This is a genomic window from Streptomyces sp. NPDC037083, from assembly GCF_055606485.1.
On record NZ_JBVJSQ010000005.1, the window covers coordinates 84,599 to 102,907 of the forward strand.

16 protein-coding genes and 1 riboswitch are annotated in these 18,309 nt (G+C 71.5%); of the genes, 1 reads left to right on the top strand and 15 read right to left on the bottom strand.

What is annotated here, in order from left to right; all coding sequences use genetic code 11:
- Positions 1-17: 17 nt before the first annotated feature.
- The 13 genes from ACZ7DE_RS15160 to ACZ7DE_RS15220 all read right to left on the bottom strand — a co-directional run bounded on the left by ACZ7DE_RS15160 (position 18) and on the right by ACZ7DE_RS15220 (position 15,867).
- A complete protein-coding gene (locus ACZ7DE_RS15160) occupies positions 18-1,307 on the bottom strand; it encodes a class I SAM-dependent methyltransferase (protein WP_470761242.1) in 1,290 nt (429 codons plus the stop codon).
- A gap of 251 nt (positions 1,308-1,558) precedes the next feature.
- A complete protein-coding gene (locus ACZ7DE_RS15165) occupies positions 1,559-2,953 on the bottom strand; it encodes an NAD(P)/FAD-dependent oxidoreductase (protein ID WP_470761244.1) in 1,395 nt (464 codons plus the stop codon).
- Between the two features lie 466 nt (positions 2,954-3,419).
- Positions 3,420-4,361, bottom strand: a complete 942-nt coding sequence (locus ACZ7DE_RS15170) for a Ppx/GppA phosphatase family protein (protein ID WP_470761246.1) — start codon at positions 4,359-4,361, stop codon at positions 3,420-3,422.
- Complete coding sequence (locus ACZ7DE_RS15175; RefSeq protein WP_470761248.1) at positions 4,358-4,900, bottom strand: DUF501 domain-containing protein; 543 nt, start codon at positions 4,898-4,900, stop codon at positions 4,358-4,360. The genes ACZ7DE_RS15170 and ACZ7DE_RS15175 overlap by 4 nt, the downstream gene beginning before the upstream one ends.
- Positions 4,901-4,922: 22 nt before the next feature.
- The gene (locus tag ACZ7DE_RS15180) at positions 4,923-5,399 is read right to left on the bottom strand and encodes an FtsB family cell division protein (RefSeq protein WP_470761250.1); all 477 of its coding nucleotides are present in this window, start codon (positions 5,397-5,399) and stop codon (positions 4,923-4,925) included.
- Between the two features lie 117 nt (positions 5,400-5,516).
- Positions 5,517-6,806 (bottom strand): phosphopyruvate hydratase, encoded by a 1,290-nt coding sequence (gene eno, locus ACZ7DE_RS15185; protein ID WP_470761252.1) that lies wholly within the window; start codon positions 6,804-6,806, stop codon positions 5,517-5,519.
- A gap of 346 nt (positions 6,807-7,152) precedes the next feature.
- Positions 7,153-7,845, bottom strand: a complete 693-nt coding sequence (locus tag ACZ7DE_RS15190; RefSeq protein ID WP_470761254.1) for a transglycosylase family protein — start codon at positions 7,843-7,845, stop codon at positions 7,153-7,155.
- 3 nt (positions 7,846-7,848) lie between these two features.
- Positions 7,849-8,033: riboswitch (cyclic di-AMP (ydaO/yuaA leader) on the bottom strand.
- Positions 8,034-8,238: 205 nt separating this feature from the next.
- The gene (locus ACZ7DE_RS15195) at positions 8,239-9,273 is read right to left on the bottom strand and encodes a transglycosylase family protein (protein ID WP_470761255.1); all 1,035 of its coding nucleotides are present in this window, start codon (positions 9,271-9,273) and stop codon (positions 8,239-8,241) included.
- Between the two features lie 214 nt (positions 9,274-9,487).
- Positions 9,488-10,783, bottom strand: a complete 1,296-nt coding sequence (locus ACZ7DE_RS15200) for a cytochrome P450 family protein (protein WP_470761257.1) — start codon at positions 10,781-10,783, stop codon at positions 9,488-9,490.
- A 48-nt stretch (positions 10,784-10,831) separates the two neighbouring features.
- Complete coding sequence (locus ACZ7DE_RS15205; protein WP_470761259.1) at positions 10,832-13,099, bottom strand: hypothetical protein; 2,268 nt, start codon at positions 13,097-13,099, stop codon at positions 10,832-10,834.
- Positions 13,100-13,142: 43 nt separating this feature from the next.
- Positions 13,143-14,126 carry a nucleoside triphosphate pyrophosphohydrolase gene (locus tag ACZ7DE_RS15210; RefSeq protein WP_470761261.1) on the bottom strand — a complete coding sequence of 328 codons (984 nt, stop codon included), beginning with the start codon at positions 14,124-14,126 and terminating at the stop codon, positions 13,143-13,145.
- Positions 14,127-14,213: 87 nt separating this feature from the next.
- On the bottom strand, positions 14,214-14,855 hold the full coding sequence (locus ACZ7DE_RS15215) for a SurA N-terminal domain-containing protein (RefSeq protein ID WP_470761263.1): 642 nt from the start codon (positions 14,853-14,855) through the stop codon (positions 14,214-14,216).
- A gap of 181 nt (positions 14,856-15,036) precedes the next feature.
- Positions 15,037-15,867 (bottom strand): glycoside hydrolase domain-containing protein, encoded by an 831-nt coding sequence (locus ACZ7DE_RS15220; protein WP_470762017.1) that lies wholly within the window; start codon positions 15,865-15,867, stop codon positions 15,037-15,039.
- A 287-nt stretch (positions 15,868-16,154) separates the two neighbouring features.
- Here ACZ7DE_RS15220 and ACZ7DE_RS15225 point away from each other — a divergent pair, with 287 nt between their 5' ends.
- On the top strand, positions 16,155-16,544 hold the full coding sequence (locus ACZ7DE_RS15225) for a hypothetical protein (RefSeq protein WP_470761265.1): 390 nt from the start codon (positions 16,155-16,157) through the stop codon (positions 16,542-16,544).
- A gap of 120 nt (positions 16,545-16,664) precedes the next feature.
- Here ACZ7DE_RS15225 and ACZ7DE_RS15230 read toward each other — a convergent pair whose 3' ends face one another.
- Both ACZ7DE_RS15230 and ACZ7DE_RS15235 read right to left on the bottom strand, forming a co-directional pair.
- Entirely contained in the window at positions 16,665-17,408 is a 744-nt protein-coding gene (locus ACZ7DE_RS15230; RefSeq protein WP_470761267.1) for an N-acetyltransferase, read from the bottom strand.
- Positions 17,409-17,551: 143 nt separating this feature from the next.
- Entirely contained in the window at positions 17,552-18,295 is a 744-nt protein-coding gene (locus ACZ7DE_RS15235) for an HNH endonuclease family protein (protein ID WP_470761268.1), read from the bottom strand.
- Positions 18,296-18,309: the final 14 nt, after the last annotated feature.

Consider the following 18,309-nt stretch of genomic DNA (forward strand, 5'->3'; position numbering starts at 1 on the left):
CCCTCGCTCGTGCCGTTTCAGTTCCAGGTGCGGGCGCGCAACGGCATCCCGGAGTCGCCCGACCCGGACGTCCGCACGGCCAGGACCTGGTTGACGCCGATGCGGTTGCGTTCGAAGGCGACGGCGGAGGCGGCCATGTAGAGCCGCCAGACCCGGGCGCGGCCGGGGCTGGTCAGCCGGACGGCCCGGTCCCAGCCGTCCTCCAGGCGGGCCACCCAGCGGCGCAGGGTGAGGCCGTAGTGCTCGCGGATCGACTCCACGTCGCGGACCTCGAAGCCGGCGCGTTCGAGATGGCCGACCGTGGTGCCCACGGGGGCGAGTTCGCCGTCCGGGAAGACATAGGCGTCGATGAACGCGTCCACGTCGTATGTGGACTCGTCGCGCTGCGGGCGGCGCGCGATCTGGTGGTTGAGCAGCCGGCCCCCCGGCTCCAGAAGCAGGAACAGGGCGTGCGCGTACTCCAGGTACCTCCCGGAGCCGACGTGTTCGGCCATGCCGATGGAGGAGATCGCGTCGAACGGGCCGTCGGCGACGTCCCGGTAGTCCTGGACGCGGATCTCGACCTTGTCGGTGAGGCCGGCGTCGGCGACCCGCTTACGGGCGTAGGCCGCCTGCTCCTGGGAGAGGGTGATCCCGACGACGTGCGCGCCGTGCTCGCGGGCGGCGTGGACGGCCAGCGAGCCCCAGCCGCAGCCGACGTCCAGCAGCCGCTGACCGGGCGTCAGATCGAGTTTGCGGCAGACGAGTTCGAGCTTGTCGCGCTGGGCGAGCTCCAGGGTGCCGTCCGCGGACTCCCAGTAGGCGCAGGAGTACACCATGGACGGGCCGAGGACGAGTTCGTAGAAGTCGTTGCCGACGTCGTAGTGGTGGCTGATGGCGCGTCTGTCGGTGCGCCGGGTGTGCAGGTGTCCGGTCCGGCGGATCTCCTCGCGCGGCGGGGCGGGCGGCAGGGGCGGGCCGGCGAGTCTCAGCAGGCCGCGGACGGCCGTGCGGAACTCGGGGTCGCGCAGGGCCTGGGCGAGCGTGCGGGCGTCCTCGCCCCGCTCCCAGAACAGCCCGGAGAGCAGGTCGAGCGCGATGTACAGGTCACCCTCGACGTCCAGGTCGCCGGCCACCCAGGCGCGGGCCAGGCCCAGTTCGCCGGGCTTGAAGAGGAGACGGCGCAGGGCCCTTCGGTTGCGCACGACGAGGGCCGGCGCGTCGGGCGGGCCCGCCTGCGAACCGTCCCACGTCCGGACACGCACCGGGAGCGGGGCTCCCAGCAACTGTTCGACGAGTTCATGGAGCCGCGGCGCGGCGTCAGCCATGATGCACACCTCCGTGACGGTGATCCCGGAATGCCCTGTCACCACGTAAACACGAAGGGGCACGGAGTCCAGTCCCGCGGGGCCGTCACGGCTGGGCAAAATACCTGCCCACGGCACCCGTCGGGGCCGGTGAGGCCGCGGCCCGGGCGGGGGACGCCGAAGGGGCCGTCCGCACCACGGATGGCGGACGGCCCCTTCGGGGGTGTTTCAGTGACCTCGGGCCGTGCGGCCGCAGGTCGGGTGACCGGAGGTCAGGAGGCCTTGGCCTTCTCGTTCTCGGTCTTCTCGGCGGCCGGCTTCGGGGCGACCGGCGCCGGCTTCGCGGCCTCGTAGAACTCCTCGCGCGGGGACTCCAGCGCGCCCAGCGCCACGACCTCGCGCTTGAGGAACATGCCGAGGGTCCAGTCGGCGAAGACGCGGATCTTGCGGTTCCAGGTCGGCATCGCCATGCCGTGGTAGCCACGGTGCATGTACCAGGCGAGACGGCCCTTGAGCTTGATCTTCATCTTGCCCATGACGATCATCGCGACGCCCTTGTGGAGGCCGAGGCCCGCCACCGCACCCTTGTTGGAGTGCGCGTACTCCTTCTGCGGGAAGCCCCGCATGCCGGAGATCACGTTGTCGCCGAGGACCTTCGCCTGACGCAGCGCGTGCTGCGCGTTCGGCGGGCACCAGGCGTTCTCGACGCCGGCCTTGCGGGCCGCGACGTCGGGGACCTGGGCGTTGTCGCCGGCGGCCCAGATGTAGTCGGTGCCCTGGACCTGGAGCGTGGCCGCGGTGTCGACGTGACCGCGCGGGCCGAGCGGGAGGCCGTAGCGGCCGAGAACCGGGTTGGGCTTGACGCCGGCCGTCCACACGATCGTGCTGGAGTCGACCTCCAGCCCGTTCTTCAGGACGACGTGACCGTCGACGCAGGAGTCCATGGAGGTGGAGAGGTAGATCTCCACGCCCCGGCTCTCCAGGTGCTCCTTGCCGTACTGGCCGAGCTTGGGGCCGACCTCGGGCAGGATCTTGTCCGCGGCGTCGACGAGGATGAAGCGCATGTCCTCGCGGGAGACGGTCTTGTAGTACTTGGCCGCGTCGCGGGCCAGGTCCTCGACCTCACCGATGGTCTCCGCGCCGGCGAAGCCGCCGCCGATGAAGACGAAGGTGAGCGCCTTGCGGCGGATCTCCTCGTCGGTGGTGGAGTCGGCCTTGTCGAGCTGCTCGAGGACGTGGTTGCGCAGGCCGATGGCCTCCTCGACGCCCTTCATGCCGATGCCCTGCTCGGCGAGGCCGGGGATCGGGAAGGTACGGGAGACCGCGCCGAGCGCGATCACCAGGTAGTCGAAGGGCAGCTCGTACGCCTCGCCCACCAGCGGGGCGATCGTGGCGACCTTGCGGTCCTGGTCGATGGTGGTGACCCGGCCGGTGAGAACCTCCGCCTTGGGCAGCACGCGTCGCAGCGGGACGACGACGTGGCGCGGGGAGATGTTGCCGGCGGCGGTTTCGGGGAGGAAGGGCTGGTAGGTCATGTACGACCGGGGGTCGACGACCGTGACGGTCGCCTCGCCGTAGCGCATCTTCTTGAGGATGCGCCGAGCTGCGTACAGGCCTACGTACCCACCGCCTACTACGAGGATCCTGGGACGCTCCGTGGTGCTCATGCCATCGAGTATCCACCCGCTCGAGGGGGGTCGCTCGTGCGCCCCTTCACAAGCTTGCCGAGGGTGTGTGCTATCCTCCGCGGCCCGCGTGATCCACGTCATGGCGCGAGACGGGAACCAGCGTGTAGGGCGTGGCGTTGTCAATGCCGCGTGAGCTGCCTCTCCGGGCCGGAGAGGCCTCCGTGAGGGCCCCGTGGCACACCCTCCCGAGCCTCTCTCGAAACGTCCGCGCCCGCCTGTTTTGAACACGTTCACACGGCCGTTCAGCCCCCGGAAGGGTCAACCGGGCCACCTTCGTCCTCCGACAGGGCCGAATTCCTTGTGAAGAACTTCACGAACTTTTCCGACGGGGTGTCCCGAGAACGCGTCCGAGGGGCCACGAAGGGCCCCTCGGGTGTGCTCATCCGGGCATCCTGCCTGCTCAGCAGAGTGCAAACAGCGGGTCGCCGGAACGGTCGGGCAGCCGCTACGCGACCGACCACGCGATGCCGTCGAGGATGTCGTGCTCGCTCACGACGACCTCCTGCGCACCGATCCGCTCCATGATCGCCAGCAGGACGAGCGCGCCCGCCCCGATCACGTCCACCCGCCCCGGGTGCATCGCGCCGATCGCCGCGCGCTCGGCGTGGGTGGAGCGCAGCAGCCGCTCGGTGATCTCGCGGACCCGGTCGTACGAGACGCGCGAGTGGTGGATGGCGGCCGAGTCGTACTCGGGGAGGCGCTGCGCGATCGCCGACACGGTCGTGACCGAGCCGGCCAGGCCGACCAGGGTGTGCGCCTCGCGCAGCGGGACCGTCCGCTCGGCGAGGTCGAGAGCGGCCTCGATGTCGGCGCGCATCGCCGCGATCTGCCGCTCGGAGGGCGGGTCGGTGACCGCCCCGTCCACGACCAGGTGCCGTTCGGTCATCCGCACGCAGCCCACGTCGACGGAGCGAGCGGCGCGCACCCGGTCGTCGCCGACGACGAACTCGGTCGAGCCGCCCCCGATGTCGACCACCAGGTACGGCTTGGTCAGGTCCGTGCGGCCGGCCAGCTCGCGGGTGGCTCCCGTGAAGGAGAACTCGGCCTCCTGCTCGCCGGTGATGACCTCGGGCTCGACGCCCAGGATGTCCAGCACGCCGCGTACGAACTCGTCCCGGTTCTCGGCGTCCCGGGAGGCGGAGGTGGCGACGAAGCGCAGCCGCTCCGCACCGTGCTCCTTGATGACGGCCGCGTACTCGCGGCAGGCGGCGAAGGTCCGCTCCAGCGCCTCGGGGGCGAGCCGGCCGGTGCGGTCGACGCCCTGCCCGAGCCGGACGATCGTCATCCGGCGCTCCAGGTCGACGAGTGCGCCGGTCACGGGGTCGGCGTCGGCGACGAGGAGCCGGATGGAGTTCGTGCCGCAGTCCACGGCGGCGACGCGGGTCATCGGGCGTCCTCCGCCGTGGGGTCGGCGGCGGGCGTCACGCAGGTGCCCTTGCGCCACCACTCCGGGAGCATCGCCAGCGCCTCGTCGCCGAGCGGGTTCACGCCCGGACCGGCGGCCAGGGAGTGCGCCACGAGGACGTGCAGGCACTTCACGCGGTCCGGCATGCCGCCCGCGCTGGGGAAGTTCTTCAGCTCCTCGATCTCGTCCCGGCGCCGGACGTAGTCCTCGTGCGCGGCGCGGTAGGAGGCGGCGAGCTCCGGATCGGCCTGCAGCCGCTCCGTCATCTCCTTCATCACGCCGTTCGCCTCCAGCGTGCCGATCGCCGAGTTGGCCTTCGGGCACGTCAGGTAGTACAGGGTCGGGAACGGCGTGCCGTCGGGCAGGCGCGGGGCCGTCTCGACGACGTCCGGCTGTCCGCACGGGCAGCGGTGCGCGATCGCGCGCAGTCCGCGCGGCGGGCGTCCGAGCTGCTGCTTGAAGGCCTCGACGTCCGCGTCGGTGGGCTCGGTGCGCGGGGTGGTCGGCGGGGCTGTTTCCATGCCTGTCTTTCTATCGGTCGGTTCACTGGTCGGAGGCGTCCGACGTGTCGACCCCGTCCCAGACGTTCGAGTACCAGGGGCGGTCGGCCGCCCCGAGGTCGGCGCGGGACTGCCGGGCCGCGTCCGGGTCGACGACGACGTACCCGGTCTCCCCCGGCAGCACGTAGTGCAGCCGCTGCCGGATCTGCTGCTCGGCGTAGGCGTCGTCCTGCCAGCGTGCCTTGAGGTCGCGCAGCTGCTCGACGCGCTCGCTGGCCTGCCGCTTCTCACGCTCCAGATCGGCGATCTCGGCGCGCTGGGAGACGTACTGGCGCATCGGGTAGGCCAGGGCCACGATCAGCGTGCACAGGACGAGCGCCAGCAGCGCGGCGCGGCCGGTGAGCCGGGAACGGCGGGCCTGGCGCTTGGTCTGGGAGCGGTAGACCCGGGCCGCGGTCTGCTCGCCGAGCAGCTTGATCCTGGTCGCGGTGGAGAACCGGTCCCGGTCCTTCACGGCCATGTGCTCCGCCTCCCCATCACACGTGCGTACGTCCCCGCACACGGTACGGGACCGGGTACGAGGACGTACGTGCGACTGGCTAAGGCTTGACCCGGTTCGGGTCAGCCCTTGCCGTGCCTACTGGTTCGCGGAACGGAACCGCGGGAACGCGCTGCGGCCGGCGTACACCGCGGCGTCGTCGAGGATCTCCTCGATGCGCAGCAGCTGGTTGTACTTCGCGACGCGCTCGGAGCGGGCCGGGGCGCCGGTCTTGATCTGGCCGCAGTTGGTGGCGACGGCGAGGTCGGCGATGGTGACGTCCTCGGTCTCGCCGGAGCGGTGCGACATCATGCACTTGAAGCCGCTGCGCTGGGCGAGCTCGACGGCGTCCAGCGTCTCGGTGAGCGAGCCGATCTGGTTCACCTTGACGAGCAGGGCGTTGGCCGCGCCCTCCTCGATGCCGCGGGCCAGGCGCTCCGGGTTGGTGACGAACAGGTCGTCGCCGACGATCTGCACCTTGTCGCCGAGCTTGTCGGTGAGAATCTTCCAGCCGGCCCAGTCGTCCTCGAACAGCGGGTCCTCGATGGAGACGAGCGGGTAGGCCGCCACGAGCTCCTCGTAGTACTCGGTCATCTCGGCGGCCGAGCGGGACTTGCCCTCGAACTCGTACGAGCCGTCCTTGTAGAACTCGGACGCGGCGACGTCGAGCGCGAGCGCGATCTGCTCGCCCGGCGTGTAACCGGCTTCCTTGATGGCCTCGAGGATGAGGTCGAGGGCCTCGCGGTTGGAGCCGAGGTTCGGGGCGAAGCCGCCCTCGTCGCCGAGGCCGGTGGCCAGGCCCTTGGACTTCAGGACCTTCTTCAGGGTGTGGTAGACCTCGGTGCCCCAGCGCAGGGCCTCGGAGAAGGACTCCGCGCCGATCGGGGCGATCATGAACTCCTGGATGTCCACGTTGGAGTCGGCGTGCGAGCCGCCGTTCAGGATGTTCATCATCGGCACCGGCAGCAGGTGCGCGTTGGGGCCGCCCAGGTAGCGGAACAGCGGGAGGTCGCTGGCCTCGGAGGCGGCGTGGGCGACGGCCAGGGAGACGCCGAGGATGGCGTTGGCGCCGAGCGAGCCCTTGTTGTCGGTGGCGTCCAGGTCGAACATGGCCTGGTCGATCAGCCGCTGCTCGGTGGCGTCGTAGCCGACCAGCTCCGGGCCGATCTGCTCGATGACGGCGAGGACGGCCTTCTCGACGCCCTTGCCCTGGTAGCGGTTCGGGTCACCGTCGCGGAGCTCGATGGCCTCGAAGGCGCCGGTGGACGCGCCGGACGGAACGGCGGCACGACCCGTGCTGCCGTCGTCGAGGCCGACCTCGACCTCGACCGTGGGGTTGCCTCGGGAGTCCAGGATTTCCCGGGCTACGACGACGTCGATGGACGGCACGAGCATCTCCTTCTTGGGATGTGACGCTGGTTGTGCGGGGCTCGCGGGCCATGTCGGCCTTGGGTGAGCCTTGCGACTAGAGCCTAACCGCCTCCGGGCCGTCGGCAGCCGACCGACCGTCCCGTGGACAGACAGACCGTACCTATTGTTCACGCCCGGAACAAAGGGGGTGGTCGGCAAAGGTTGCCGGGAGGCGGCGAACGGGCAAAGAGAAACCCCGCTCCGGTGCGTACGGGGGAACACGCACCGGAGCGGGGAGCCCGTGGGGACGGGGGTGACCCTCACGCGGTCTTCAGTGTGCCGACCTGGCCGTGAGGGCGCTGTGGTCCGCCGAGGGAACCGGGTGTCACTTCAGGTGAAGCTGCTGACCCGGGTAGATGAGGTTGGCGTCCTCGACGATGTCCTTGTTCAGCTCGAACAGCTTCTCCCAGCCGCCCTTGACCTTGTGCTTCTCGGCGATGGAGCTGAGGGTGTCGCCCTTGACGACCTTGTACTCGCCGTCGCCCTTCTTGACCTTCTTGCCGGTCGGCGTGGTGACCGTCTTGGAGGACTTCTTGGTGGCGGCCGGACGGTCGGCGGAACGGGAGGACTTCTGCTCCTCGGTCGAGCGGGTGGTGCTGCCGCTGTCCGACGAGCCGGAGGACTCGGCGCCGGCGCCGTTGTACGCGGCGCCGGACAGGCCCGTGCCGCAGACCGGCCAGGCGCCCTTGCCCTGACCCGCGAGGACCTTCTCGCCGATGGCTATCTGCTGGGCCTTGGAGGCCTGGTTGGCCTGCGCGGCGTACTGGGTGCCGCCGTACGCGGCCCAGGTGGAGGCGGAGAACTGCAGGCCGCCGTAGTAGCCGTTGCCGGTGTTGATGGACCAGTTGCCGCCGGACTCGCACTGGGCGACCGCGTCCCACTCGGAGGCGGTGGCGGCGGAGGCGTTGCCGGCCGCCATCAGCGGGGCGGCGATGGCGACGCCGGTGACGCCGGCCAGAGCGGCGGCGCGGGTGGCCTTGGACGGACGGCGGTGCTTGCCCTTACCGGAAAACAGCATGGTGGATCCCCTCACCGACGCCTGCGAGGTGAGCTGTCGGGTTCGGGCCGTGTGAGTTGCCCGGCCACTCCTCCGCGGGAGCAGTGCTCCGCGGAGGGGTGACTTCACCCCAAGCCGGATCCAGCCTGAACAGCCGGTCCCGGCGCTTACCTTGGGTCCCCCGCTCCTGCCTACGGCGCTTGACGCGACGACTGTTCCCGGGCTGCCGCTGGCAGGATTCGGCGTTGCGACGGCCGGGGCTCGGATTGCCGAGCGGCCTCGACCGTAGACACGTGATCGGGCGAATTTCAAAGACGATCAGGGCTTCTGAGACTCATCCCACACTTTCACCAAACCGGACATTCGGCGCGAAGTGTGACGCGAACTCCCGCTGTATTTACAGGGCTTTGCGCCCTATTGGACCCCTGTGTCGAGGGTCTGACCGGGAACGATGTCGCTCGGGTCGCTCCCGATGAGGTCCTTGTTCTCGGCATAGAGGGCGCGCCATCCGCCGTCGAGGTCAAGGGAGTCGGCGATGGAGACGAGAGAGTCGCCCTCCCGGACGACGTAGGCGGTCGCGGCGTGCCGCCCGGCGGAGGCCGTGGAGGCGCCGTTCGCCGACGTGCCGGCGCTCTTGGTCGCGGGCTCGTCGGCGGTGGCCCCGCGATGCCGGCCCGAGCCGAGCGAACCGGTGTCGACGAGACTCCAAGAGCCCGCGTCCTGGACCGACTTGTCCGAGTCGTCCGCTTCCGGGGTCCCCGTGGGCGAGCTGTCCGGCGCCTGCGCGTCGCCCTTGGCGCCGGAACCGCCCTTCCCGCCGGAACCAGTGGAGTCACCCACGGCAGGGGAGGAAGGTGACGAAGAGGACGAAGGGGACTCGGTGGGCGAACTGGAGGAATCCGCGGACGAGTCGGACGAGTCGGCGGAGCCAGCTGAACCGGCCGAACCGGTCGAACCGTCGTCGTCCGATGAGCCCGAGGACCCGGACAACCCCCTGGACAGATCGGACAATCCGGAGGAGGACGAGTCGGAGGAGTCGTCGGCCACGCCCGTGTCCACGTCCAGCATGCCGTTGTCCTTGGTGAGCCCGGAGGTCAGCCCGCAGGTGCCCCACGCGCCGACGCCCTTGGCGGCGAGCACCTTCTGCGCCACCGCGATCTGCTGGTTGCGGCTGGCCAGGTCGGGACTGGCCGCGTAGTCGAGTCCCCCGTACGCCTCCCAGTCCTTCTGGGTGAGGCTGAGGCCGCCGTACTCGCCGTCGTCGTTGTCGGCACTCCACGAGCCGCCGGTCTCGCACTGCGCCACCTTGTCCCACACCGTGCCGTCGGCGGCGCTCGCGCCGGAGGCGGCGAGCAGCGGGATGGCGATGGCGGAGCCGGTCACTCCGGCCGCGACGAGGAGAGCCGGGGCCTGGCGGGGGCGACGGTGACGACCGTTCCCGGAGAGCATGCGGGGGCCTTTCGCTGGACAGCAGTACCGGCGCGGCGAGTGAGACTGACGCGTCGCGCTGACGAGTGAACGTATCGGCAGACGATCACTTGTCACAAGTTCATGCCGCGCAGATCACGTGAAGATCACAGAGTTGAGGACCGGTCACCTTTGCTCCGCCGAATGGTCACACTACGGCTGACATCCGGCCAGATTCGGCCAGATGCCCCACGGTTCATTGGCCGGAACGCACCGGAGTGAACTCGACCGGCAACGTGCGCAGTCCGCGCATGATGAGTCCGCCGCGCCACCTCAACTCCTCCGGCTCCACGGCCAGTCGCAGGTCGGGCAGTCGGGTGAGAAGGGCGGCCAGCGCGGTCTGGCCCTCCAGGCGGGCCAGCGGGGCGCCCAGACAGTAGTGGATGCCGTGGCCGTAGCCGAGGTGCTGGTTGTCCCGGCGGGAGAGGTCGAGGACGTCGGGGTCCGTGAAGCGCGCCGGGTCGCGGTCGGCTGCCGCCAGGACGACGAGGACGGGGTCGCCGGGAGCGATGTCCTGGCCGCCGATCCTGAGCGGCTCGGTGGCGAACCGCCAGGTGGCGAGCTCCACGGGGCCGTCGTAGCGCAGGAGTTCCTCGACGCCGGTCTCGAGGAGGGAACGGTCGCCGTCGTCCTCGGTGAGGGACCGCTGGAGGCGGGCGCGCTGCTCGGGGTGGGTGAGGAGGGCGTACATGCCGTTTCCGATGAGGTTGACCGTCGTCTCGAAGCCGGCGAACAGGAGGATGAAGGCCATGGCGGCGGCCTCGTTCTCGGTGAGGTGCTCGCCGTGGTCGGAGGCGCGGATGAGGCCGGAGATGAGGTCCTCGCCGGGGGCCGGTTCGGCGGGGAGCTCCGCGCGTTTGCGGTGGATGAGCTCCAGCAGATAGCCGCGCATCTTCTTCACCGACCGGGCGACCCCGCCGCGCGGCCCCCCGCCGTGCCGGATCATCATCCCCGCCCAGTCCCGGAAGTCGTCCTGGTCCTCGCGGGGGACGCCCAGGAGGTCGCAGATGGCGTAGATGGGGAGGGGGAAGGCGAAGTCGTGGATGAGGTCGGCCTCGCCCCGGCCGGCGAACCGGTCGATGAGATGGTCGGTCAGCTCCTGCACCCGGGGCGCGAACTCGGCGACCCGGCGAGGAGTGAACGCCTTGCTGACGAGCCGTCGCAGCCGGGTGTGGTCCGGCGGGTCGATGTTGAGCAGATGCGTCATCAACTCGGCCTTGCGCTCACCGGGAATGCCCGTCTTGCCCTTGGCGTGGGCGGGCTCGTCGTGGTGCGCGGGGTTCTTGGACAGCCGCTGGTCGGCCAGGGCCTGTTTCGCGTCGGCGTAACGGGTGACCAGCCAGGCCTCCACACCGCTGGGCAGCTCGGTGCGGTGCACGGGGGCGTGCTCGCGCAGCCACGCGTAGGCGGGGTACGGGTCGGTGGCGAACTCCCAGGTGAAGAGGGCGGGAGCGGGCGGGACGTCGGCCGGGGGGTGGGGCTGGTTGGTCACGCCTCGACGGTAGCGGGGTTCCGGGCGAGCGCCTCGCGCGCACCCGCGTCACAGCGTTCCGACGCCCTGTCCGTGCCGGGGGGCCTCGGCGTTCTCGCGCAGCCGGGCGATCTCGTCGAGCCACCGCGCCGCCTGTGCGTCCTCCTTCTCCTCCGCGGCTCTGCGCAGCCACTGCTCGGCCAGGGCCAGGTACGCCTCGCCGACCAGCCGCGTCCCGTGCCCGCCCGGCTCCTGCCCGGCCGCCGCCCGCAGATAGGGCAGCGCCTCCTCGGGCTCGCCCTGTCCGAGGAGGCGTTCGCCCACCTGTCCCGACAGTTCCGTCTTCCCCGCGTCCACGGCCTTGCGCAGCCATACGAGCCGGGCGGCTTCGTCCGTACTGATCAGGCTGAGCATGTACAGGGCCTCCGGGTCGCCCTTGTCCGCCTCCGGGGCGAAGGCGGCGTGTGCGGCGCGGCGGACGGCTTCGCGCACCGAGGCGTCGTACGCGGCGCCCTCCAGCGCGCAGCGCCAGACGGCGTGGGGCACCCGCGGGGCCTTCGAGTCCCGCAGCACGTCCGCCACGAGGGAGCCGTACGGCCGCCAGGTCCGCACGCTCTCCCCCACCTGGCGGTCCTCGCCGCGCACCAGCATCCCGGTCACCCCGTGCCGCTGTGTGGCCGCCCAGTCCAACGCCTCGGCGAAGGACCCCTCGTCCTGGAACCCCCGGCCGTGAACTCTTCCGTAGGACAGGCAGACCCGGGCCAGCACCTCCTGCGGAATGTCGCCCGTGACGCCGCACCGCACCAGGTCGACCGCCGCACGTATGAGGACGGAGCCGAGGAGGATCGGGCTCAGGGACGTGTCGGCCCGCCGCCACATCGCGAAAAGCAGCGGGGCGACGGCCAGATACTGGGTGAGGCCGGTGTCGCCGCGCCACAGGAGGGCCTCGGCGAGCCGCGGATCGTCCGACTCCTCGGCCAGCCGCCGCTCTTCGGCCTCGCTCCATCCGGTGGCCAGCCGCTCGGTCCTGGCCGAGACCAGCAGCCGGTGCGCCGGGCCGTCGGCGGACAGGTGCCCGTCGTACACGCTGTCGCCCATCGTGCCCAGCACCGGCACGCCCAGCGCGGTCAGCTGGGCCAACAGCCCCGGCTCCAGGCCGTGTTCGCCGAGGTGGGCGTTCAGGTCGTCCAGCCAGAGGACATAGGAGCCGGTCCGGCCGCGTAACAGCCCGGGCAGGCCGCGCAGGTCCGTGCCGGAGCCGGGCGCGTACACCCGGGCGCCGGAGGGCGTGTGGCGGCGCATGGTCTCCCAGGCCGTCCTCGACTTGCCCGACAGCGGGCCGCCGGTGATCACCAGCAGCCCGTCCTCGTCGCTCCAGCCGGTCAGGGCGTGGTCGACGTCCCGGCGGACGTAGGCCGTCAGGCGGGGCAGGTTCGGCAGCCGCCGCGGCGGACGCACCCCGAGCGCGATCGGGTCGGCCTCCTCCAGGGTGGGCCAGCTGTCGGGGTCGGGTGGCATGAAGGCGCCCGGCGGCACGACGGTGTAGGTGGTGTTGTTCTGGACCCCCACGACCGGGGCGAAGTAACTCCCCCCGTTGAAACGGACGTCGTCGCCGGGAGGGGGCGGAACCACCGGCGACGACGGCCGCGCGTCGGAGGACGGGGACGACACCGCGGGCGACGGCTGAACGCCGACGGAGGACGGACCCACCCGCGCCGGCTGGGCGTCGAAGGAGGACGGGACCGGGGGCGAGGGCTGCCCGCCCGGCGAGGACGAGACCACCGACGACTGCTGCCCGCCCGGCGAGGACGGGACCGGGGGCGAAGGCTGCCCGACGGGTGAGGACGGGACCACCGACGACTGCTGCCCGCCCGGCGAGGACGGGACCGGGGGCGAAGGCTGCCCGACGGGTGAGGACGGGACCACCGACGACTGCTGGGCGCCGGCGGAGGTGGGAGCGGACGGCCGGCGGTCGCCGGTGCCGGCTGCCCCGGCGTCCCCGGCGCCCCCGGTCGGCGAGGCAGGCCCGGTCGGCGCGTCGGGCGCTTCGGGCTCCGCGTAGTGGTCGATCAGCCTGCGCAGCTCGGCTGTCGCCTCTTCGGCGGCGGCGTCGGTGAGCACCGCACGGAAGTACACGCCGAAATAGCCGACCTTGTAGTGCGAGGACATGCCGTGCACGGGGGCCGTGAGGATCCGGTCCAGCGGCGTGCCCCCGTACACGCGGAACCAGCGCTCGAAGGACGACCGGACATAGTGCCGCCGTTGTGACCGCAGCCCCGCCTCCAGCGTCTCCGCGCCTCTGGCGGCCAGCTCGTCCAGCTCGTCTTCCCGGTCCATGCAAGCCCCCCGCGCCCCGCAGCCAGCTCAGGAAGCAACCGTACTAACCCGCCACCCCTTCGGTCGCCCGGATCGCGTCCCTGTACACGCGGGCCGCGGCCCGCAGCGCCGCCTCCGGGTCCACGCCCTCGGATTCGGCGCGGGCGGCGAGGGCCAGCAGTTCGTAGCCGATGCCCTCGGCCGCCGGCAACGGCACCTCCAGTCCCGCGGTACGGGCCCTGGCCGCCAGCTTCGCCGCGAGGGCCAGGCCGGGCTGGTGGAGGGGGACGCCGTCCGTCACGGACTCGCGCCGCTTCTCGGCCGCCTTCGTGCGCAGCCAGTGCGCCTTGACCTCCTCCGGGGTCGTGGCCGTGGCGTCGCCGAAGACATGGGGGTGACGATGGATGAGCTTGGCGACGATCGTGCCCGCGACGTCGTCGACGGAGAACGGCGCCTCCTCGTCCTCCTCGGCGATGCGGGCGTGGAAGACGACCTGGAGCAGGACGTCGCCCAGTTCCTCGCGGAGCTCGTCGCGGTCGCCGTCCTCGATCGCCTCGACCAGTTCGTACGACTCCTCCACGGCGTACTTCGCCAGGCCCTTGTGGGTCTGGCGGGAGGACCACGGGCACTCGGCGCGGATGCGGTCCATCACCTGGACGAGGTCGAGCAGGCGGGCCCCGGGGAGGTCGTAGGAGGCAGGCAGGAGCTCCAGTTCGGGCATCGCCACGCGGCCGGAGCCCGCGAGGCGGGCCAGTCCGTCGGTGAGGGCCGGTTCGCCCTCGCCGGTCGCCACGACCACGACCGTGCGACCGCCGACGCAGGCGGCGACCAGGTCCTCGGCGGTCGGGGAGGTCTCCTCGACCGTGAGCCCCGCGTCCCGCAGGTAGGGCAGCTGCGGATGGGCGCCGTCCGCGCACAGCACCCGGTCCGCCGCGTGCAGGGCCTGCCAGGCGGGCCAGGACAGCAGGCCGGGGGCGACGCGGTGGCTGGTGGTGAGCAGGACGACGCGGCCCGGGGCGTCGGCGGCGGAGGAGCTGGTTGCGTTCACCCTCCGAACGTAACCCACCCCGCCGACAGCCCCGCGGGGCGTCCACAGGCCCCTACGGGCGCGTGGTTCGCCGTCAGGCGCGGGGGGTCACGTCGTCTGCTGGGGCGGGGTCGTCGTGATCTCGCGCACCCAGGGGGTCTTCGCGTCGACGCGGGCGACCTTCCTGGCGTCCCAGCTGCCGTAGCGCGGGTTGAGGTCGACGCCGAGGGTCTTGGACGCCTTGGACAGGGCGTTCCAGAACGCGGGCTGGCTGGTGTCCGTGCCGAGCTCGGTGGCGAGCTTCTGGGCTTCGAGCTGGAGGCGGAGGTTCTCGTCGAGGCGCTGCGGCGGGATGCCGTACTGCTGCAGCCACGCCGTCCGGAGCCCCTGCGCGCCGCCCGCCTGCTGCTCGAGTCCGGCCCGCATCTCCTGCACCTCATGGGGGGTGACGGTGATGCCCGCGTCCTCGGCGGCCCGGTGCAGGACCCGGTCGAGGACCATGCCGTGCAGCGTGTCGCGGGTCAGTGTGCCGGTCTGGGCGACGGCCTGCGCGTACTGCGCGTCGTCGGGGACGGCGGCGCGCTGGGCCGCGCGCACCTCGTTCACCCGGCTCTCCAACTGGGCGACGGTGATCCGCTGCCCGCCGACGACGGCCGCCGCGCCGGGATGCGCGTCGTTCCCGCAGGCGGTCAGGAGAGGGGCCGCCACGATCGCGGCGGACAGCACAAACGCGGTGCGACGGCGGTGCAAGGAAACCTCCCGAGGAGATTGTGCGACGGTGCACAAAGTCTTGCGGTGATCGATGTTAGGCAGTGGTGCGCCTGGGGCCAACCCATTCGACCAATGATTCACCAGGACTTCGGGCACCGCCGCGCCCGCCCGCCGCCCGCTCGTCGGTGCGAGCGCTCAGCCCCGGGCGTCCGGGCCGGTCTCAGCCGACCAGGGCGACCGGGGCGTCCCAGGAGTCGCGGTCCACGGTGATCGTGTAACCGCCGCGGGTCTCCTTGCTGTTGACCAGGTACTGGTGGCCGCGGCTGTGGTCGGTGAACTGGGTGGCGCCCCACGGCCAGTCCGTGGTCGTGGTGTCCTTCTTGTCCCACAGCGCGTACCAGAGGTTGCCCGGCAGGTCCGTCTTGTTCGTCGCGGTGGCGATCGCCTTGGCGCTGGAGCTGCTGAAACCGTAGTAGCCGGCCCGGTAGGTCTTGGCGCGCAGCGTCTTGGTGAAGGAGCGGACGTAGGCCAGCACGGCGTCGTTGCACGACTTGTTCGTGATGTCGTACGCCTCCATGTCGAGGTAGACCGGGCTGCCGGCCTTCATGCCGAGCGCGGACGCCTTGGCGACGGCGTCCGCGGCGTCGGTCGCCCCGAGGGAGGTGGCGGTGGCGGCGGTGATCTTCTCGGGGCTGGAGCCCGTCTGGCAGGGCGGCTGCGCGCCGACGTAGATCGGGATGAGCTTCCAGCCGAGCGAGTTGACCGACTTCACCCAGGACGCGGTGAGGTTGGGCTGCGCGCAGCCCCGGTTCTTCCCGCCCACGTAGACGGCGGCGCCGCCGTAGTAGCCGTCGGTCTTCCAGGCCTTCATCGCGGCCAGCGAGGGCGCGGTGCAGGCGTCGAAGGCGCGGCCGGTGTACGTCTTCTGGGCGGGCCAGACGGTGGCCGCCATCGAGGTCTGGGCCGCTATCCCCGCCCCCGCGAGGACGGCCGCGCCGGCCACGCCCCACGTGATGTATCTGCGCTTCCTGGACTGCCGGTGCTCGGCCATCCCCCACCCCATCGTTCAAGTGTGCGCACGGCGCCGTCGGCACGTGCGGCTGTGTCTCGCTGAAGTCCTGCGATCGGCGCTTCGGCACGACGATACGGTTTCGTCTCGACGTCCGGCGCCGCAAAACGGTTCGCACGGTACCCCGTGGCGTTCCTGTGATCGGAAAACGCGGATTCCGCGGAGCGACAAGATTCGCCTATGTCACGGTAAAGAAGCGACGTCCGGACACCTTCAGTCCCTCACCCGTCCGTGCCCTACCCTTGCCCCCTGGTGACTTGGGGGGCGATATGACGATGTCGACGACGGCGACGGGCGAGGAGAGACGGCTGGAGGGCGGCTGGTTCCAGCGGCTCGCCTGGACCGTCCTGGTGTGGGGCTCACTGGGCTTCCTGGTGTGGGTGCCCTTCCTCTACGCGGCGATCCGCCGCGGGCTGGCCTCCGACTGGACGGCCTTCGCCTCGTTCTCGCTGTACGAGTGCGTGATCGTGACCTGGGCAACGGTCTCGGACAACGACGACGGGGACGCCTTCCTCGGCGTCACCGTCCTCGTGACGCTGGTGACGGCGACGGTGCTGCTGCTGTTCGCGATGTTCGACAAGAAGGCCCAGCAGTCGGCTCCGGCGTACGGGACGGCGCAGGCGAACCCCTATCAGCAGGGGTATCCGTACGGACGGTAGCCGCCGCAGCCGACGCCGTGGGCCTTGGCCGACGCCGTGGTCGGTCGCCGACGCCGTGGACGTCGGGGATCGTGGACGTCGATGGATCGTGAGCGTCGGGGATCGCGGGCGCGGGGTGTCTCAGAGGCCGTGCCGCATCCACACGTTGGGCTCGACGTACACCGCGTGGTCCCGCTCCGGTTCGCACCGCACCGGCACCAGCGCGCCGGGCACCTCGACATCGCCGCGTGTGTCGAAGGGCAGCCCGGTCCAGCGTCGCCACTCCGCCAGTGAGGCCGCGACCGTCATCGACGCCGGTGCGACGCGCTCGACGGTCGCGCCCGCTCGGGCGTGCACCCGCAGCCACGGGTCGTGGGGCAGCCCGTCCTCGCGCACCCGGTGCGCGTACTCCTCGATCGGGGTGTGCGGTTCGAGGTGCTTGGCGCTCGGCCGGACCGGGGCGACGACCTCGGTGAAGCCGTTGGCCCGCGCGCGGTCCCGCATCGCCGCGAGCATCCGCCCGGACAGCCCGAGGCCCTGGGCGTGCGGGGCGACGACGATCGAGATCGCGCTCACCGTGTCGGCCCGCGCCGCGCGCCGCCGGTCGGCGAACGCCCACACGAGCACCTGGTCCCAGCCCCGGGCGGGCAACTCGCCCCGGCCGTCCGCGTGCAGGGCGAAGGGCACGCTGTAGGCATGGGCGACGACCTCGCCCCGCTCGTCCTGCGCGAACAGCACGTACTCGGGGAACTCGACGGGGATCCGGCCGTAGTGCGCGTTGCCGACCGGGTCCTGCGTCACGAACTCGGGCCAGGTGTCGGGCATGTCCTGGACGGGGCCCAGCATGTCGGGGCGGTCGGCGAGGCTGAACACCTGCAGTTCCATGAAGGTCACCGTAGGCGGGCCACCCGGCGCGCGGAAAACGACTTTCCCGACGCGGGCGCGAAAGGCTCCGCCGGGCCGGGCGCGAAAGGCTCGGCCGGGCCGGGCGCGGCACGGGCGGCCCGGCCCGGCCGGGCCGTCGGCGCTCACCCCGCGTGGAAGCGCTCCGGCGCCTTCGTCGGGTTGCCGCCGGTGGGCAGTTTCTGGCCGGGGCAGGCGGTCAGGACCTTCTCCATCGCGGACTTCTCCGCCGCGCTGACCCACAGCTCGTACTTCTTCTTCACCGCGACCTGCGCCGCGACGTAGGTGCACCGGTAGGCCTTGTTGGGCGGCAGCCAGGTCGCCGTGTCGCCGTCGCCCTTGGAGCGGTTGGTGCTCGCGTCCACGGCCAGCAGGTTGAGCGGGTCGTTGGCGAGGGCTATGCGCTTGCCGGCGTCCCAGTACTTGGCGCCCTTCTGCCAGGCGTCGGACAGGGCGACGACATGGTCGATGTCGACCTTGCTGCTGCCCCGCCGGTAGGTCACGTGCTTACCGGAGTACGGGTCCGACTCCAGCACTCCGTAGGAGACCTTGCAGGCGCCGCCGGTGAACTTCACCTCCTCCAGGTCGCGCTTGAGGATGTCGTCCCGGGTGTCGCAGGAGTTGGAGTCCGTGTCCGCCCAGGCGGAGCCGAACTTCTCCCGGTCGTAGCCGGTCTTGGGAGCGCGCCCCTTCACGGGCAGCGCCTGTGCCGCCGCGAGCGCCGCTCCACCGCCCGCCCCCGCGCCGGCCTCACCCGGTCCGGAAGCGGCGCCGGAACCGGAACCCGGGATCTGCTCGGTGCACCCGGACACCGTCACGGCACACATCAGCACGACGGCAGCCGCCGTCCCGCCCCTCAGACGCCTCACGCGCCCCTCCCCTT

What these genes read in the sequence shown, in the direction of transcription:
- ACZ7DE_RS15160 (WP_470761242.1), bottom strand. Translation starts at nt 1,307, where the DNA reads ATGGCTGACGCCGCGCCGCGGCTCCATGAACTCGTCGAACAGTTGCTG.
- ACZ7DE_RS15165 (WP_470761244.1), bottom strand. Translation starts at nt 2,953, where the DNA reads ATGAGCACCACGGAGCGTCCCAGGATCCTCGTAGTAGGCGGTGGGTAC.
- ACZ7DE_RS15170 (WP_470761246.1), bottom strand. Translation starts at nt 4,361, where the DNA reads ATGACCCGCGTCGCCGCCGTGGACTGCGGCACGAACTCCATCCGGCTC.
- ACZ7DE_RS15175 (WP_470761248.1), bottom strand. Translation starts at nt 4,900, where the DNA reads ATGGAAACAGCCCCGCCGACCACCCCGCGCACCGAGCCCACCGACGCG.
- ACZ7DE_RS15180 (WP_470761250.1), bottom strand. Translation starts at nt 5,399, where the DNA reads ATGGCCGTGAAGGACCGGGACCGGTTCTCCACCGCGACCAGGATCAAG.
- ACZ7DE_RS15190 (WP_470761254.1), bottom strand. Translation starts at nt 7,845, where the DNA reads ATGCTGTTTTCCGGTAAGGGCAAGCACCGCCGTCCGTCCAAGGCCACC.
- ACZ7DE_RS15195 (WP_470761255.1), bottom strand. Translation starts at nt 9,273, where the DNA reads ATGCTCTCCGGGAACGGTCGTCACCGTCGCCCCCGCCAGGCCCCGGCT.
- ACZ7DE_RS15205 (WP_470761259.1), bottom strand. Translation starts at nt 13,099, where the DNA reads ATGGACCGGGAAGACGAGCTGGACGAGCTGGCCGCCAGAGGCGCGGAG.
- ACZ7DE_RS15220 (WP_470762017.1), bottom strand. Translation starts at nt 15,867, where the DNA reads ATGGCCGAGCACCGGCAGTCCAGGAAGCGCAGATACATCACGTGGGGC.
- ACZ7DE_RS15225 (WP_470761265.1), top strand. Translation starts at nt 16,155, where the DNA reads ATGACGATGTCGACGACGGCGACGGGCGAGGAGAGACGGCTGGAGGGC.
- ACZ7DE_RS15230 (WP_470761267.1), bottom strand. Translation starts at nt 17,408, where the DNA reads ATGGAACTGCAGGTGTTCAGCCTCGCCGACCGCCCCGACATGCTGGGC.